Source organism: Methylobacterium sp. BE186, assembly GCF_031457035.1.
Classification (GTDB): Bacteria; Pseudomonadota; Alphaproteobacteria; order Rhizobiales; family Beijerinckiaceae; genus Methylobacterium; species Methylobacterium segetis.
The window spans coordinates 78,229-92,552 of the sequence record NZ_JAVDVV010000002.1; the positions used below are offsets into that span (position 1 = coordinate 78,229).

The 14,324-nt window shown below is 69.9% G+C and carries 16 protein-coding genes; 8 read left to right on the top strand and 8 right to left on the bottom strand.

The genetic code is table 11. From position 1 onward, the window contains the following. The first annotated feature begins 216 nt into the window (after positions 1 to 216). Together J2X36_RS02475 and ligD are read left to right on the top strand one after the other, a co-directional pair. Entirely contained in the window at positions 217 to 1,392 is a 1,176-nt protein-coding gene (locus tag J2X36_RS02475; RefSeq protein WP_310345771.1) for a putative zinc-binding peptidase, read from the top strand. A 66-nt stretch (positions 1,393 to 1,458) separates the two neighbouring features. Then, positions 1,459 to 3,030, top strand: coding sequence for a non-homologous end-joining DNA ligase (ligD, locus tag J2X36_RS02480; protein WP_310345774.1), 1,572 nt, complete (start codon positions 1,459 to 1,461; stop codon positions 3,028 to 3,030). A 177-nt stretch (positions 3,031 to 3,207) separates the two neighbouring features. On the opposite strand, the gene J2X36_RS02485 is transcribed toward ligD, so the two are convergent. Next, positions 3,208 to 3,669, bottom strand: coding sequence for a low affinity iron permease family protein (locus J2X36_RS02485; RefSeq protein ID WP_132253957.1), 462 nt, complete (start codon positions 3,667 to 3,669; stop codon positions 3,208 to 3,210). 563 nt (positions 3,670 to 4,232) lie between these two features. Between J2X36_RS02485 and J2X36_RS02490 the strand changes: the two genes are divergently transcribed. From J2X36_RS02490 to J2X36_RS02500, 3 genes are all read left to right on the top strand, one after another. Then, complete coding sequence (locus tag J2X36_RS02490) at positions 4,233 to 4,571, top strand: VanZ family protein (RefSeq protein WP_310345777.1); 339 nt, start codon at positions 4,233 to 4,235, stop codon at positions 4,569 to 4,571. 762 nt (positions 4,572 to 5,333) lie between these two features. Then, the gene (locus tag J2X36_RS02495; protein ID WP_310345779.1) at positions 5,334 to 6,563 is read left to right on the top strand and encodes an acyl-CoA dehydrogenase family protein; all 1,230 of its coding nucleotides are present in this window, start codon (positions 5,334 to 5,336) and stop codon (positions 6,561 to 6,563) included. A gap of 67 nt (positions 6,564 to 6,630) precedes the next feature. After that, the gene (locus tag J2X36_RS02500; protein ID WP_132253963.1) at positions 6,631 to 6,894 is read left to right on the top strand and encodes a GNAT family N-acetyltransferase; all 264 of its coding nucleotides are present in this window, start codon (positions 6,631 to 6,633) and stop codon (positions 6,892 to 6,894) included. 63 nt (positions 6,895 to 6,957) lie between these two features. Here J2X36_RS02500 and J2X36_RS02505 read toward each other — a convergent pair whose 3' ends face one another. The 6 genes from J2X36_RS02505 to J2X36_RS02530 all read right to left on the bottom strand — a co-directional run bounded on the left by J2X36_RS02505 (position 6,958) and on the right by J2X36_RS02530 (position 10,767). Continuing rightward, positions 6,958 to 7,857 (bottom strand): hypothetical protein, encoded by a 900-nt coding sequence (locus J2X36_RS02505; protein WP_310345781.1) that lies wholly within the window; start codon positions 7,855 to 7,857, stop codon positions 6,958 to 6,960. Positions 7,858 to 7,958: 101 nt separating this feature from the next. After that, the gene (locus J2X36_RS02510; RefSeq protein ID WP_310345784.1) at positions 7,959 to 8,705 is read right to left on the bottom strand and encodes a DUF4336 domain-containing protein; all 747 of its coding nucleotides are present in this window, start codon (positions 8,703 to 8,705) and stop codon (positions 7,959 to 7,961) included. Between the two features lie 67 nt (positions 8,706 to 8,772). Beyond that, complete coding sequence (locus J2X36_RS02515) at positions 8,773 to 9,078, bottom strand: hypothetical protein (protein WP_132253970.1); 306 nt, start codon at positions 9,076 to 9,078, stop codon at positions 8,773 to 8,775. A 143-nt stretch (positions 9,079 to 9,221) separates the two neighbouring features. Next, positions 9,222 to 9,797, bottom strand: a complete 576-nt coding sequence (locus J2X36_RS02520) for a phospholipase A2 family protein (RefSeq protein ID WP_405029714.1) — start codon at positions 9,795 to 9,797, stop codon at positions 9,222 to 9,224. Between the two features lie 101 nt (positions 9,798 to 9,898). Beyond that, on the bottom strand, positions 9,899 to 10,261 hold the full coding sequence (locus tag J2X36_RS02525; protein WP_132253972.1) for a nuclear transport factor 2 family protein: 363 nt from the start codon (positions 10,259 to 10,261) through the stop codon (positions 9,899 to 9,901). Positions 10,262 to 10,323: 62 nt separating this feature from the next. Then, on the bottom strand, positions 10,324 to 10,767 hold the full coding sequence (locus J2X36_RS02530) for an OsmC family protein (protein ID WP_132253974.1): 444 nt from the start codon (positions 10,765 to 10,767) through the stop codon (positions 10,324 to 10,326). 260 nt (positions 10,768 to 11,027) lie between these two features. Between J2X36_RS02530 and J2X36_RS02535 the strand changes: the two genes are divergently transcribed. From J2X36_RS02535 to J2X36_RS02545, 3 genes are all read left to right on the top strand, one after another. Continuing rightward, positions 11,028 to 11,456 (top strand): PAS domain S-box protein, encoded by a 429-nt coding sequence (locus J2X36_RS02535; protein WP_132253977.1) that lies wholly within the window; start codon positions 11,028 to 11,030, stop codon positions 11,454 to 11,456. A 118-nt stretch (positions 11,457 to 11,574) separates the two neighbouring features. Next, positions 11,575 to 12,825, top strand: a complete 1,251-nt coding sequence (frc, locus tag J2X36_RS02540) for a formyl-CoA transferase (RefSeq protein ID WP_132253980.1) — start codon at positions 11,575 to 11,577, stop codon at positions 12,823 to 12,825. 487 nt (positions 12,826 to 13,312) lie between these two features. Beyond that, positions 13,313 to 13,546 (top strand): hypothetical protein, encoded by a 234-nt coding sequence (locus J2X36_RS02545; protein WP_310345793.1) that lies wholly within the window; start codon positions 13,313 to 13,315, stop codon positions 13,544 to 13,546. Between the two features lie 59 nt (positions 13,547 to 13,605). Here J2X36_RS02545 and J2X36_RS02550 read toward each other — a convergent pair whose 3' ends face one another. Next, complete coding sequence (locus J2X36_RS02550) at positions 13,606 to 14,298, bottom strand: alpha/beta hydrolase (protein ID WP_132253984.1); 693 nt, start codon at positions 14,296 to 14,298, stop codon at positions 13,606 to 13,608. Positions 14,299 to 14,324: the final 26 nt, after the last annotated feature.

The following is a 14,324-nucleotide window of genomic DNA, read 5'->3' on the forward strand; positions in this document are numbered from 1 at the left end:
GGCGGACCCGCCGGGGCGGTCCCGCGCCAGCGGCGGGCCGAGGCCGGGACCATCAAGCAAGTTCCGTGCAGTCGAGCACCCTCGCCGCTATCCGCTCCTTGCCGGGGTAACGGGCCGGGAGCAAGGGCGCACCGGCGGCCGGGGAACTTTGACGGGGGAGCCGCCTTGTCGCTCGATAGGGCGGCCCGCGCTCGCTGCAGGCTCCCGGATTGCGTCATGAAGATCTTTCAGTGCCAAGCCTGCGACCAGCCGGTCTCCTTCGAGAGCACGGCCTGCGAGAGTTGCGAGCGCCGGCTCGGCTACGTCTGCGAGGTGCACGAGGTCTCTGCGCTGGAGCCGTCCGAGCCGTCGGCCTACGGCGTGCAGACCTTCCATGCCTACGCCCACCCGGCCCGCAAGGTCCGGTTCTGCGCGAACGCAGCCTACGGGGCCTGCAACTGGCTCGTGGCCGAGGATTCTCCCGAGATCTACTGCACCGCCTGCCGCCACAACCGGGTGGTGCCCGACCTCACGGTGCCCAGGAACGTGGCGCGCTGGCGCCAGATCGAGGCCGCCAAGCACCGGCTGTTCTACTCGCTGCTGCGCCTCGAACTGCCGCTGCCGACCCGCGCCGAGGACCCGGCCGGCCTTGCCTTCGACTTCCTGGTCGATCCCGCCGAGACCTTCCTGATCGGGCCGCCGATCCTCACCGGCCACCTCGAGGGGCTGATCACGCTCAACATCGCCGAGGCCGACGACGTCGAGCGGGAGCGGCGGCGCCTCCTGTTCGGCGAGTATTACCGGACGCTGCTCGGCCACTTCCGCCACGAGATCGGGCACTATTTCTGGAACGTGCTCGTGCGCGACGATCCGAGCCTGTGGACCTTCCGGTCCCTGTTCGGGGACGAGAGCCAGGATTACGGCGCGGCGCTTCAGCGCCACTATGCCAACGGCGCCCCGGCGGATTGGGAGGAATCCTACGTCTCGGCCTACGCGACGAGCCACCCGTGGGAGGATTTCGCCGAGACCTGGGCGCACTACCTCCACATGGTCGACACGATCGAGACCGCCTCGACCTTCGAACTGCACGTGCGCCCACGCCTGCGCGCCGGGCCGGCGGAGCCCGTGGTGATCGACTTCGACCCTCACCGCACGCCGGACCTCGGCCGGCTGATCGAGGCGTGGCTGCCCCTCACCTACGCGGTGAACTCGTTGAGCCGCAGCATGGGGCAGGCGTCCCTCTACCCCTTCAAGCTGACGCCCGCCGTGATCGCGAAGCTCGCCTTCATCCACGAGCGGATCTACGCCGTGCGGTGGCAGGATCCGGCGCTGCCCGGCGAGGCGGCCGGCGCCGACATCCTGAAGGCGGTGATCGCAGGACTTCGCAACCCGGTCGCGGCGCCGAACGTGTGAGGCGGCTCGGGCGTTGAAGAGTGCCCCCCTTTTCGGCCCGTCGAGCCGCTTGCCCCGTCGCCGCCCATGTCGAGCCTATCCTCAGACCCCGCCCTGTCCGCCTACAACGCGAAGCGCGATTTCGCCCAAACCGCGGAGCCGCCGGGCCGACGCGCAGCGGGCGAGGGCCACCGCTTCCTCGTGCAGAAGCACGCGGCCCGCCGCCTCCACTACGATTTCCGGCTGGAACTCGACGGCGTCCTGCTGAGCTGGGCCGTGACGCGCGGCCCGAGCCTCGATCCTGCCGAGAAACGCCTCGCCGTCCGCACGGAGGACCACCCCGTCTCCTACGCCGATTTCGAAGGCACGATCCCGGCGGGCCAGTACGGGGGCGGCACCGTGATGCTGTGGGACCGGGGCCGTTGGCGGCCCGAGGGGGACCCGCGGGCGGGTCTGCGGGACGGGCGTCTGCGCTTCCGTCTCGATGGGGCGCGCCTGCGCGGGGACTGGATGCTCATCCGGATGCGGGGCAAGGCAGAGGCCCGCGAGAACTGGCTCCTGTGCAAGCTCGACGACGCGGAGGCCCGCACGGATTTCGACCTGACCGAGGCGCATGCCGCGAGCGTCCTGAGCGGCCGCACGATGGAGGAGATCGCCGGGACGGCGGGGCGGGCGGTTACAGCCGCACCGCGGGCAAGGGCTTCCCGCGCAAAGCCTCCGACGCGTGAAGCCCCGAAAGCCCCACGGGCAGTCCGGGAGGCGTCCGGAAGCGTGCTCCTGCGCCACGGCGTGCGCATCACGAGCCCCGATCGCGAACCCTATCCGGACGCGCACGTCTCGAAGCGCGACCTCGTTGCCTATTACGAGCGCGTCGCGGCGCTGATGCTGCCCGAGATCCGGGGGCGGCCCCTCACGCTGATCCGCTGCCCCCGCGGCGTCGGCGAGCGCTGCTTCGTCCAGCAGCATGCGGGGGCCGGGCTGCCCGGGACGGTGCGCCGGGTTCGGCTGCGGGAGGCCACCGGCACCGTGCGGGAGCATGTGGCGGTGGACGATCTGCCCGGCCTCCTCGGTCTCGTCCAGATGGGCGTCCTCGAATTCCACGGCTGGGGCTCGCGGGCGGGATCGGTCGCCTCGCCGGATCGTCTCGTCCTCGACCTCGATCCGGATCCGGCTCTGCCCTTCTCTGCCGTGGTGGAGGCTGCCCGGACGATCCGTGAGCGCCTCGCCGCCGACGGACTCGCCGCCTGGCCGATGCTGTCCGGAGGCAAGGGCATCCACGTCGTCGTGCCCCTCGTGCCGCTCAAGCGCTCGGGCTGGTCGCGTCTCGGCGGCTATGCCGAGGCCGTGGCCCGGGCTCTGGCGCGCGAGGAGCCCGCACGGTTCACGGCGAACGTTGCGAAGGGGGAGCGCGCCGGCCGAATCTACGTCGACTACCTGCGCAACGAGCGGGGCGCGACGGCGGTGATCCCGTTCTCGACGCGCGCCAAGCCCGCGGCGAGCCTCGCGATGCCGTTGTCCTGGGAAGCGCTCACCGGCATCGGCTCGCCGCAGGCCTTCACCCTGCGCCGCGTGCTCGACGGGGGGCTGCCGGATCTGGCGGGCTGGGCGGCCGCGCCGCAGACGCTGCCGCGCGGCACCTCCGGGACGAGGGCGCGGTGAGGCGCGGGGCCGGGAACACTCGCGCGATCCTCGAGGTTTCTCGAGGGCCGGGTGGCATCGGCGTTGCCCCCGGCGGGCCCTCCACGGGCGTTTCCTCCCTAGACTCGGGCCGCTCCTCGGAGCGGCCTTTTTCTTGACCGGGCGAGGTCGACGCCTTTCCGGCTGCCATGCGCGGAGTCAGGCCGGGTAATGCGGCATGCCCCCCGCGCGCCGCGCGGCGTCCCGCGCCTTGGCATCGGCGCGCTGCTCGGCCGCCTGGGCCGCCTCGACCGTCTCGCAGGGCTCGGTCGTCGCACGGGACGCGCAGCGGCTGCGCAAGGCGTCGAGTTCCTCCTCGGTCAGGCTCTCGATGCCGATATAGCGGTTCTGGGCCGCGCTCACCCGGATCAACTCATCGAGCTTGGCCTGAATCGCGGCGCCATCGCGGTTCTGGGTGTTCTGGATCAGGAACACCATCAGGAAGGTCACGATCGTCGTGCCCGTATTGATGATGAGCTGCCATGTATCCGAGTAGTGAAACAGGGGACCCGTCACCGCCCAGGCGAAGATCACCAGGATGCTCAAGGCGAAGGTGATCGGTTTTCCCGCGCCGCGCGCCACGTGCGACGCGAATTCGGTGAAATGTCTACCGGGAGTCATGGGACTGGTCTCGGGCCGCGCACGGAGACGCTTACCGCCTTCTAACGGAATGCGGCTCCAGACGGTTCACCGACGACCGACCGGCGCATCGGGCGCTCACCCGGCGAAGGAGGCTCGTCGCGCGAGGCCCGCGACTGCGCGTCCGCTCAGGAGGCTCGCAGGGCGGCGGGGCCGCGCGAAGCCTTCACCTCGAAAATCTGGTCCCATCGCATGCGACTCAAGATTTCTCGTAAGCGCTGAACGTCGTTGCGGCTGGGATGTGAAGCTTTCGTCTTGATTTCTGCAAGGAACGCACGGTCTTTATCTGTCATCACGACACCGTCTTACTCGAAGGATCGTCAGGGTATCTGCATCGGCGCGGCTGACAAGCCTCCGGCCCCTGACAGCGGTTGGCGCCTGTAAGCGCGCACGGCCAAGCCGTTGTGCGGCCTCGCACACCGCATCTCGGCGAGCCGGCTCACACTTCGCCCTCCCGCCGAGCGCGCGGCCTCAGGGCTTCGACGCTCGCGTTCCACAGGTCCGGAGCGGTCGCATTGCCAAGGATGATCGCGGTCGCGCGCGTCTTGAGCGTTCTCCTGCTCGCGGCCCTCGTCGCCGTGACGGTGGCGCCGATCGGATATCGCCCGATCTCGGGGGCACCGGTCTCCGTCGAACGGTGCGGAGCCTTCGCGCTGCTCGGGTTCCTTCTCGCGGTCGGTTACCCGCGTCGGCGCTGGCAGGTCTTCGTCTTCACGCTCGCCGCGGCGGGCCTGCTCGAGATCCTGCAGATGCTGCAGCCGAGCCGCCACGGCCGCGTCGCGGACTTCGCGGTGAAGGCTGCAGGCTGCGGCTTGGGTGGGCTCTTGGCCCTGGCGCTGACCTCCTGGCCCCGTCCCTCGACCTCGCGGGACGGGCGGAACTGAGCGCGCCTCAGGATCCCGCCTGCGCCATGGGCCGGCTGCCCGACATCACGGGTTCTGCCAGCATGGTCCGGCTGCTGCCGCAGCGCGGGCAATGCTCGAACCGCGAGGATGTCTGGGTGCTCCAGCCACGCGCCCTGAGACGTTCGACGAGTTCCGGCGGCCATTCGGCGGGCTGCCACGCGTGAATACCGAACCAGCAGCGAGGATCATGAGTCATGACTGCCTCCCGATCTTCACCAGAGTCTAATATTTCGACAGCGCAGTAAATTCGCTTTCGCTAATTTCCACCTCGTTCGTCAGCGGACGCTCGTCACAGAACGAAGACAACATTCCACACCATCGATACCGCACGCGGCGAAGAGCTCTCCGGCTGGACACATTCTCCTTTTGCATCGGCGTCGCGGCTTATTTTCTTCTGCGCGGCGGGACCGGGCGGACGGGCCGATACGGCTTGCGCCGTGTGCGCCATGTCACGACGAAACAAACGTGGCCGTGGCACGAAACATCCGCGCAATCGCACGACGCTACGAGAGGCGCCGCAGGCTTGACGGCAGCTCCGGGCTGACGGGGCAGCCGCAGGAGAAGCATCGATGGTCACCGATCTCCAGTTCCGCCGCATGTGCATCGTCGTCTTCGCGATGGGTCTCGTCACGGCGCCGCTTCTCAACGCCCTTCTGCCCTGACAGCGTGGCCGTTCTCCCCGAACGCGTTAAGTAGACCCGGCGCCCTGCCGGAGGAGCGGCAGGCACCCGGGGGACACCCATGCCGAAGCCTGACGATCGTTACGCGCCGCGCCCACCGGAACTCCTCTCGCCGTGGCGGACCGAGGCGCGGCTGCGCCTGCAACAGGAAGCCCGCGCGTTCGCCCGCGACGTGGTCCTGCCCATGGCCGACGAGCTCGACCGGCAGAAGGCCGAGATGCCGCGCTCGCTCATCGACGCGATGGCGGAGAGGGGTTGGTTCGGCATCACGATACCCGCCGAGCATGGCGGCCTCGGCCTCGGCGTCTTCGAATACTGCCTCGTCTCGGAAGAACTCGCCCGGGCCTGGCTGTCGGTGGGCAGCATCCTCGCCCGCGGCCAGGGCCTCGGCACCCAGACCCTCGACGACGCGCGGCGCCTCGACCTGCTTCGGAAATCCGCTCGCGGCGCGTGGATCGGCAGCATCTCGCTGTCCGAGCCGACCGCCGGCTCCGATCTTGCCGGCGTGCAGACCCGCGCCGTCCGCGAGGGCGATGAATGGGTGCTCACCGGGACGAAGCGCTGGGCCGGCTTCGCCCGTGCGGCAGACTTCATCGAGGTGCTGGCGCGGACCCGCGACCCGGAGCCCGGCGAGCCGCGATCGGCAGGCCTCGAACCGTTCCTCGTCGTCAAGGAGCCCGGCACCTTCCCGAAGGGTGTGACAGGCCGCGTCATCGACAAGATCGGCTATCACGGTTTCCTCACCTTCGAACTCGAACTCGACGGCGTGCGGGTGCCCGAGAGCGACCGGCTGACCGGCCTCTACGGGGACGAGGGGGCGGACGCCGATTCCGGCGGGTTCGCGGCCGTGCAGCGGGGCCTCAACATCGCCCGCGTCCACACCGCGGCCCGTGCGGTCGGCGTCGCACGCGCCGCCGTGGAGGACACGCAGGCCTACCTGCAGGAGCGCGAGCAGTTCGGCCACCCGATCGGCGACTTCCAGGCGCTCCGCTTCGCGCTCGCCGATATGGCCGCGGAGGTGGCGCAGGCCCGTGCCTTCTGGTGCCAGGTCGCCCATCTCCTCGACCAGGGCGAGCCCGCCGAGAGCGAGTCGGCGATGGTCAAGCTCCTCGCGACCGAGATGGCGGTGCGGGTGACGAACCAGGCGATGCAGCTCCACGGCGGCAACGGCTACACCACGGAGCGGCGCGTCGAGCGCTACTGGCGCGACGCGCGGCTGACCACGATCTTCGAGGGCACCAGCGAGATCCAGCGGCGCATCATCAGCGACCGGATGCTGCCGCGGCCCTGACGAGCGAGCCTCGCAGCGCACCTCCCGCGTTCCTAGATCCTGCGGGACGATCCGACGCGAGGAATCCATGTACGACAACGCCGAGCGGGGCCGGTTCGAACTCGATATCGAGGGGCAGACCGTCTACGCCGATTACCAGCGCCGGGAGGGCATCCTCGTGATCCGCCACGTCTATGCGCCGCCCCCGCTGCGGGGCACCGGTGCGGCGGACCGGCTCATGCACGCCGTCGCGCGCTCCGCTCGCGCGGAAGGACGCAGGATCGCGGCGCTGTGCGGCTATGCGGGGGCTTGGCTGCGCGCGCAGCCCGAGCACCGCGATCTGCTCGTCTGATCCCGGGAGGCGGATGATGCGAGCGGCGGGAGCCCGCGGCCGGGCCTCTTGCGAGCCGCCGCGCTAGAAGTTGTAGCCGACCCGGAGCCGCATCTGGTGCCGGTCGAAGTTCGTGAGGTCGAGGTCTCTCGGGCCGCCCTGCTCCCGCCCCGCAACCTGGAGGCTCCAGGTTGCGGAAACCCAGGCCTTCGGCGAGAGGCTGGCGTAGAGGGTCGGGCCGATATAGGCCGCCTGGCCGCCCAGCCGACCCAGGACGAGGCCCTGATAGGCCCGGGCGTAGCGCGCCTCACCCCCCAGGAAGAGCCCGGGCCTGACCTGATAGGCGAGCGCGCCGGCGATCTCCAGGCCCGAGCCCCGAGCGGGCGGCGCGGCGTCGCTCAGGGTCGAGGCGAACCCGAAGCTCGCATTGAGCGCGGCCACGAGCCGGCCCGGCACGATCTCCCGGTCGGCGAGCAGGGCCACGTCGGTCCCGAAGCTGCGGGCCGGAAGACCCGAGGCGGAATCGACGCTGCCGTATCCCGGCACGACGCTCAGCGTCAGGCCGAAGGTGGCCGTCCGCCGATCGAGGAGGCGCAGCCGCGTTTCGAGGAAGCCGCCGTTGAGGCCGCCGCTGGTGCGGCCCGGCGTTCCGACGTCGTAGGCGTTGAAGGTCAGGCCGGGAGCGAGGCGGAAGTCGGGCGTGATCGGCATCTTGAGAGCGAGGCTCGAATCCACGGCCCGGAAGCCTCCGCTCCGGCGCCCGAAGCGGCCCGTGGTCTCCCATTCCAACTCCGTTTCCCCGGGAACGCCGAGGTCGCTGCCCTCCGCGAAGCCGAACAGGTGCTCGCTGTCGATGTCGCCGGGACTGAGATTCTCGGCGGCGCTCGGAGCGGACTGGCCCCGCGCGATGCCACCCGAGAGGGCAACGGCCAGCACGACGGCGAGAGAGGCGGTTCCCCCCGGCCGGAACGGCGCTGCCCGCATTGTCTGACCTCATCTTTATAGCTGATGCTATATCTGATAGGTGAGGCTGTGCGGGGGCGTCAAGGCATGTTTTGGGGTCGCGGCGACGGGGAGAAAGGCGCTCAACCCGGCAGCAACCAATCCAGGGAGCGCGCGAGGCGGGCCGTTCCATCGCGTTCGAACCAACGTCCGTGGCTGAAGACCACCCGTTCGGGTGCGAAGGCGACGAGGCGGCGGGCCGCCTCCGCCGCGGGGGCGCCCTTCAGCCTCACGACGGCACGCAGATAGATGGGCGCCCGGCCGTGGGGTGCGCACACGCCCACGAGGCGCGCCAGGGGGCGGATCGGGCCCGGCAGCCGTTCGGGCTCCAGGTTCAGGACGAGGTCCGTCAGCACCAGCGTCCGCGAAGCCGCATGATGGAAGGCGACTTCTCGAAATCCGGCGCGGCCCGGCACGACCACTTGGTCGAGGTCGGCGCTCCATGCGGCCGGGGCGGCCTCGGGCAGGTCCTTATCGACGCGAAGCCCGGATCGGCGGACCTGACCGCGGTCGCGCAGCCCCGGCGCTGCCCAGACCGTTGCCTCGGGACATTGCGTCTGCCAGGCCGCGACGAAGGTCCAGTGGGCGCTGTTCGGCGCGACGAGATGACGGATGGGGCCGAGCCGGCTCAGGGCGTCGTGCAAGTCGGGGTCGTAGCGAGTCGGGGAATGCAACCAAAGGCTGCCGTCGGCGAGGCGCACCACCGTCATCCGGACCGGCAGCGGCATGCCGAGGACGTGCAGGGGACCGCTGTCGACGATCCAGACGCGCTCGGCGACAGGTTTGGGAACGTCGAGGGGCGGGTAGGTCGGCTCGACACGCTGCGGCATCGATTCCTCCTCCGCACGGCGAAGCGGCCGGGGCGGGGCGGCGGTTCCGCCCCGCCCCGGCGAGCGGTCAGTAGCGCTCGTATCGCTCGTAGCGGCGCACGTAGCCGCGGTCGCCGCCGTCGTAGAAGCGCCGGGGGCCGACGTCGCGGGAGGATCCGCAATAATTGAGGCCCTCCTCGTAGCAGACACTCGGCGGCCCGGGGATGTAACGGCCGCCGCGGCGGCACGAATAGCCGCACATCGCGACCGGAATCGCATCGCCCTGCGAGAGCCCGTGCCCGGCCTGCGGCAGCCCCGGCGCGGCCCCGGCGGCGCCGAGGCCCGCGACGAGCAGGCCGGCTGCCACGAGCGTGGTTCTGAGTGAGATGATCATAGGCTTCCTCCTTCGGCTCACCCGGGAGAGGGTGGGACCTGTCGACGCCCGGCATCCTGCAAATGGCCGCGTGAATGGCTCCGGAACGGCGCTGCGAGGAAGAGGGTTCCGACGTCCCCGGCCGGGTCGGATCGCTGCCTGGATCAGGGCGTTTCGCAGGCCATGACCTCTGCGGCCTGGACCACGCTCAGCGCGCGGCGGCGCACTTCCAGGGCGATGCCCGGCCTCTCGGACACGGCGGCCGCCTCGCGCTTGAGGACCGCGTTGCAGGCGCAGGAGCGATGGGCGGCGGCATCGAAGCACGCGTCGTGGCGCTGACAGGCCGAATCGAGATCGTCGATCGGCGGGAGGCCCTCACCCCTTTGCCCGGCTCCGCAATAATTGCCGTGAAAGAGTTCGGCCCCGGTCAGGACGTTGGCGAGATTGCCGCGCGGGCTCGCCGGCCCCTCGCGCTGTCCGCTCGGGTTGAGGTCGTTGGCGGGGCCGCCGGCCTGCGTGCCTGAGCTCCTCAGGGATTTCGGGATGGTCGAGCGCAGGCCGGGCTCGTCCAGGCTCTCGGCGGAGCGTGAGTTCGGCTCGGTCAAGTCGGGCAGGGACGGTGGCGGCCCGGGTACAGGCTCCTCGACCTCGAGGGGGGCGGGCGGCGCGCCCTGGGCCGACGCGGCAGGCGCGAGCGCGATGGTGGCCAGGACGAGGAGGATGCGGACGAGAGAGGTCAAGGGAGCGGTTTCCGATGGTCGTGCGATCAGAAAGTCCGAGCTTGGCCTTCTCGTTCCACCAGCCCCGGAGGCGTGCCCGTGCTTGGGCCGCCGCGGGGGGCTCACCCTTTCGGCTTGATCTTGAGCTGGTCGATCACCCAGCGCCAGCCTCCGTCCGACTGCTCGCGGGCGACCTCCGCGGAGATCGTGCCGTTCGGCAGGCGCGCGAAGGTCATCGCAAGCGCGCCGTTGCGGATCGGGGGCAGAACCTCGGCCGCCGGGAAGTCCGAACGCCGCGACAGGAGATCGGTGTAGAAGGCGCGGATCTCGGCGTGCCCCCGGGCGACGACGTCGCCGGCAGCCAGAACCGCGTCGGGCTCGTAGAGCGCCACAAGACCCTCGACGTCGCCGGCATTGGCGCGGGCGTTGAAGAGCCCGGCGAGGTCCTGAGGCTCGCGAGCCGGCTCATGATCGGGACTGGACATGGGGTTCCTCTCCGCTCTGATCTCACTCGGCCCGGGTTCCGGGCGCTCGCGACGGCCGAGCCTCAGCGCAAGCGCTCGCCCGCGGCGTCCCGGACGGCGACGCTCACCGGAATGCCGGCCTTCACGCTCTCCGAGACCGTGCAGAACCGCTCGAACTGGGCGAGCACCCGGTCGATCCGCGGCAGGTCGGCAGCCCGGTGGCCGAGCGCGATCGCGACGTCGATTCCATAGATCCGCAGACGCCCTTCCGGGTTCCGCTCGACGCTGCAGGTCGCCTCGGCCCGGATGCCGCTCGCGTCCTGGCGATACTTGCCGAGCGCGAAGACCATGCTGGCGCAGAGGCAGTTCGTTACGCTCGCGATCAGCAGCTGCTCGGGAAACGGCCCCTCCCCCGCGCTGATCGGCACCGACTCGTCGACGAGGAGGTGTGGGATCAGCGCGCCGAAATCGACCGTGAATTTGTATCCTTCCACCTGCGTGATCGTGATGCTTGGACCGCTCGCCATCCTGCCTCGCTCTTCCCGCACGCTCCGCTCGGCGGAGACAGGCCGCCCGGAGAACGCTCGCCGACCCTGCCCCGCTCCCGTCCCGCGGAAAATTCCCGCCCCTCGGCGTCGGGACGGGCCTCATTCGCATCGTCCCTTGACATCAGCTGATATGTGGCATACCAAATGCCAATCACGTAACAAGAGCCCGACAGGGCGCAAGCAGTCAGCAACCACGTCGTACCCGCAGCAAGTAACGCGGCGCATTCGTCGGGACATTCATGTCGCAGACCTTCGACTTGGCGCAGATCATTACCGCGGCGGGCGATGCGATCGTCGTATCGGATGTCGAGGGTGCGATCACCGTCTGGAATCCGGCCGCCGAGCGGATCTTCGGGTTCACGCAGGAGGAGGCCCTCGGCCGGTCGCTCGACCTGATCACGCCGGAGCGCCAGCGCCAGCGCCACTGGGACGGGTACCACAAGACCATGGAGACCGGCGTGACCCGCTACGGCACGCAGGTGCTGCGGGTCCCGGCACTGCACAAGGATGGGCGACCGCTGTCGATCGCCTTCACGGTGGCCCTTCTCCGCGGCGCGGACGACGCGGTCATCGGCATCGCGGCGATTATCCGCGACGAGACGAGCCGGTGGAACGACGAGCGCGAGATGCGCCGTCGCCTCGCCGACCTCGAGGCTCGGGTGTCTTGAGAAATTTGCGAGCCAATCCAGAGGGATAACTGGATAGCTCGGCAAGTGTTTCCCGGTCCGGTGCGGACTGGGCTTGGACGAAGTTTAAGCGCGAACCGTCGAAAGGGAGAATGCCGAGATGAGCAAGCCGCTCGAGGGAATCAAGATCATCGACTTCACGCACGTCCAGGCGGGTCCCGCCTGCACGCAGCTGCTCGCCTGGTTCGGTGCGGACGTGATCAAGGTCGAGCGTCCGGGCGCCGGCGACGTGACCCGGACCCAGCTCCGCCACGTCGAGGATGCGGACGCGCTCTACTTCACCATGCTGAACTCGAACAAGCGCTCGCTCACGCTCGACACCAAGACTCCGCAGGGCAAGGAAGTCCTGACGAAGCTCATCAAAGAGTCCGACGTCATGGTCGAGAATTTCGGCCCCGGCGCCCTCGACCGCATGGGCTTCTCCTGGGCCAAGATCCAGGAACTCAACCCGGGCATGATCCTCGCCTCGGTGAAGGGCTTCTCGGACGGTCACCACTACGAGGACCTGAAGGTCTACGAGAACGTGGCGCAGTGCGCGGGCGGTGCGGCCTCCACCACTGGCTTCTGGGACGGCCCCCCCACCGTGTCGGCCGCGGCGCTCGGCGACTCGAACACCGGCATGCATCTGGCCATCGGCATCCTCACGGCGCTGCACCAGAAGAACAAGTCCGGCAAGGGCCAGAAGGTCGCCGTCTCGATGCAGGATTCGGTGCTCAACCTCTGCCGCGTCAAGCTGCGCGACCAGCAGCGCCTCGACGCGCTCGGTTACCTCGAGGAGTACCCGCAATACCCGCACGGCCAGTTCTCGGACGTGGTGCCGCGCGGCGGCAACGCGGGCGGCGGCGGCCAGCCGGGCTGGGTGCTGAAGTGCAAGGGCTGGCAGACCGACCCGAACGCCTACATCTACTTCACGATCCAGGGCCATGCCTGGGCCCCGATCTGCAAGGCGCTCGGCAAGGAGGAGTGGATCGACGATCCGGCCTACAACACGGCCCGCGCCCGTCAGGACAAGATCTTCGAGATCTTCGCCCTGATCGAGGACTGGCTCGCCGACAAGACGAAGTTCGAGGCCGTCGACATCCTGCGCAAGTTCGACATCCCCTGCTCGCCGGTGCTGTCGATGAAGGAGATCGCCAACGACCCGTCGCTGCGCGCCAGCGGCACGGTGGTGGAGGTCCCGCACCCGAAGCTCGGCTCGTACCTGACCGTCGGAAGCCCGATCAAGTTCTCCGACATGGCGGTCGAGGTGAAGCCCTCGCCGCTGCTCGGCGAGCACACGGACGAGGTGCTGAAGGACCTCGGCTACTCGGCCGAGCAGATCGCCGCCCTCCACGAGGCTCGCGCCGTCTGATCTCCTCAAGCCCAGACGCTTGAACATCCTGGGGCGGCGTACCGGTGGCACGCCGCCCCTTCTCGTATCAGGGATCGGCCGGCATCCCGCCCGCGCCGCGGGCCGCCCCCAGGCCGCGGCCTGTGCCCGAGATCCGGTATCCGAGGCGCGACGGAAGATGCGGCTGCGCCGCTTCAACCCGGTTGGCGCCGATCAGCCCGCGCGAGCGCCTGCGCTCGGCCCCTGGAGCCTTCGCCTGCGTCCTGGCAAAAGGGTTCGTCAGCCACGCCGCCCTGCCGGACGGATCAGCCCTTCCCCGCCCTGATGGCTCCGATGGGCACCTCGGCTGCGCTCCTCTTCGCGCGGTCCCGGCCAGCCCGCTCGCGCAGCCGCGGTCGATCCTCAGACGGCGACCTCGTCGCGAGCCTCGCAGGCATCCCAGTGGCGGCGGCAATCCCAGACCCGTTTCTCGCCCGACGCGGTCGCGATCTCGCTCGCCATCGCGGCCATGATGGCGCTGCACTGCCTTACGACCACGCGCGTGCTGATCGGGCGGCTTGAAGCCCCGATTGCCGACGTGGTGATGCGGATATCGGAACTCGGGCTGCTTCACCGTCCGGTGATCGGGCCGGACGAGCGTCATGTCGACATTCGCTCCCGGACGGACGCGACTGCCGCCTTCGGCGATGCGGCCGGGACGCAGGATCACGCCGTCCCGGCGAGGATGGCGCTCCCCGCCTGAGGGGGGGGTGCGCGGGGCAGGCTCGCCTCGCGGCAATCCGTCCCCGGCGGCGCGGTCCTTTATCCCGCCTCGTTGTCGACGAGGAAGAAGTCGATCGCCATCGCGGCGACCGCCGGCCGGTAGGCGTGGGGGCCGTCATATTCGACCGCGGTCACGTCGTAGCCGGCCTCCCGCAGGCGGGCGACGTGCATCCGCGCGCTGCGATCGATCGGGATCTGCTCGTCCTTGACGCCGTGCGAGATGAAGACCTTCGGCGCGCCCGTCTGCACCTGCACCGACATGAAGCCCGCCGAGGAGACGATGACGTGGGTCACCACATCCCCGTTCGTCAGGCCGACGGAGAGGGCGTAGCTGCCGCCGTCCGAGTGGCCCGCGAAGGCGAGGCGGCCGGGATCGAGCAGGAAACGGGAGGAGACTTCAGTCAGCGCCGCGTCGAGGCGCAGGCGGTCGGGGCCGTTGCCGGCGATCACGATATCCCAGGTCGGGTACTGCGATTGCGGGGCGAGCAGCAGGAAACCGCGCGCCTCGGCATGCCGCTCCAGCATCGGAAGGATCTTCTCCGCGCTGCCGCCGCCGCCGTGGAACAGAACGACGAGGGGCGTCGGCCTGCGCGGCTCGATCGTCGGCGGGACCACGAGCACCGCGTCGCGCTCGTCGAACAGACCGAGCGTGTGGCGTCCGGGACCGAGGGGCGGCTTGACCGGCAGGCGGTGGTGGAAGCCGAGGCGGCCGGCGAGGTGGGGATCGATCATGCGGGCGGTCCTGGAAGGCCGGCTCC

Excerpts from the sequence above, each read along its gene's own strand:
- J2X36_RS02475 (WP_310345771.1), top strand. The coding sequence starts at position 217 with ATGAAGATCTTTCAGTGCCAAGCCTGCGACCAGCCGGTCTCCTTCGAG.
- ligD (WP_310345774.1), top strand. The coding sequence starts at position 1,459 with ATGTCGAGCCTATCCTCAGACCCCGCCCTGTCCGCCTACAACGCGAAG.
- J2X36_RS02485 (WP_132253957.1), bottom strand. The coding sequence starts at position 3,669 with ATGACTCCCGGTAGACATTTCACCGAATTCGCGTCGCACGTGGCGCGC.
- J2X36_RS02495 (WP_310345779.1), top strand. The coding sequence starts at position 5,334 with ATGCCGAAGCCTGACGATCGTTACGCGCCGCGCCCACCGGAACTCCTC.
- J2X36_RS02500 (WP_132253963.1), top strand. The coding sequence starts at position 6,631 with ATGTACGACAACGCCGAGCGGGGCCGGTTCGAACTCGATATCGAGGGG.
- J2X36_RS02505 (WP_310345781.1), bottom strand. The coding sequence starts at position 7,857 with ATGCGGGCAGCGCCGTTCCGGCCGGGGGGAACCGCCTCTCTCGCCGTC.
- J2X36_RS02510 (WP_310345784.1), bottom strand. The coding sequence starts at position 8,705 with ATGCCGCAGCGTGTCGAGCCGACCTACCCGCCCCTCGACGTTCCCAAA.
- J2X36_RS02515 (WP_132253970.1), bottom strand. The coding sequence starts at position 9,078 with ATGATCATCTCACTCAGAACCACGCTCGTGGCAGCCGGCCTGCTCGTC.
- J2X36_RS02525 (WP_132253972.1), bottom strand. The coding sequence starts at position 10,261 with ATGTCCAGTCCCGATCATGAGCCGGCTCGCGAGCCTCAGGACCTCGCC.
- J2X36_RS02530 (WP_132253974.1), bottom strand. The coding sequence starts at position 10,767 with ATGGCGAGCGGTCCAAGCATCACGATCACGCAGGTGGAAGGATACAAA.
- J2X36_RS02535 (WP_132253977.1), top strand. The coding sequence starts at position 11,028 with ATGTCGCAGACCTTCGACTTGGCGCAGATCATTACCGCGGCGGGCGAT.
- frc (WP_132253980.1), top strand. The coding sequence starts at position 11,575 with ATGAGCAAGCCGCTCGAGGGAATCAAGATCATCGACTTCACGCACGTC.
- J2X36_RS02545 (WP_310345793.1), top strand. The coding sequence starts at position 13,313 with ATGATGGCGCTGCACTGCCTTACGACCACGCGCGTGCTGATCGGGCGG.
- J2X36_RS02550 (WP_132253984.1), bottom strand. The coding sequence starts at position 14,298 with ATGATCGATCCCCACCTCGCCGGCCGCCTCGGCTTCCACCACCGCCTG.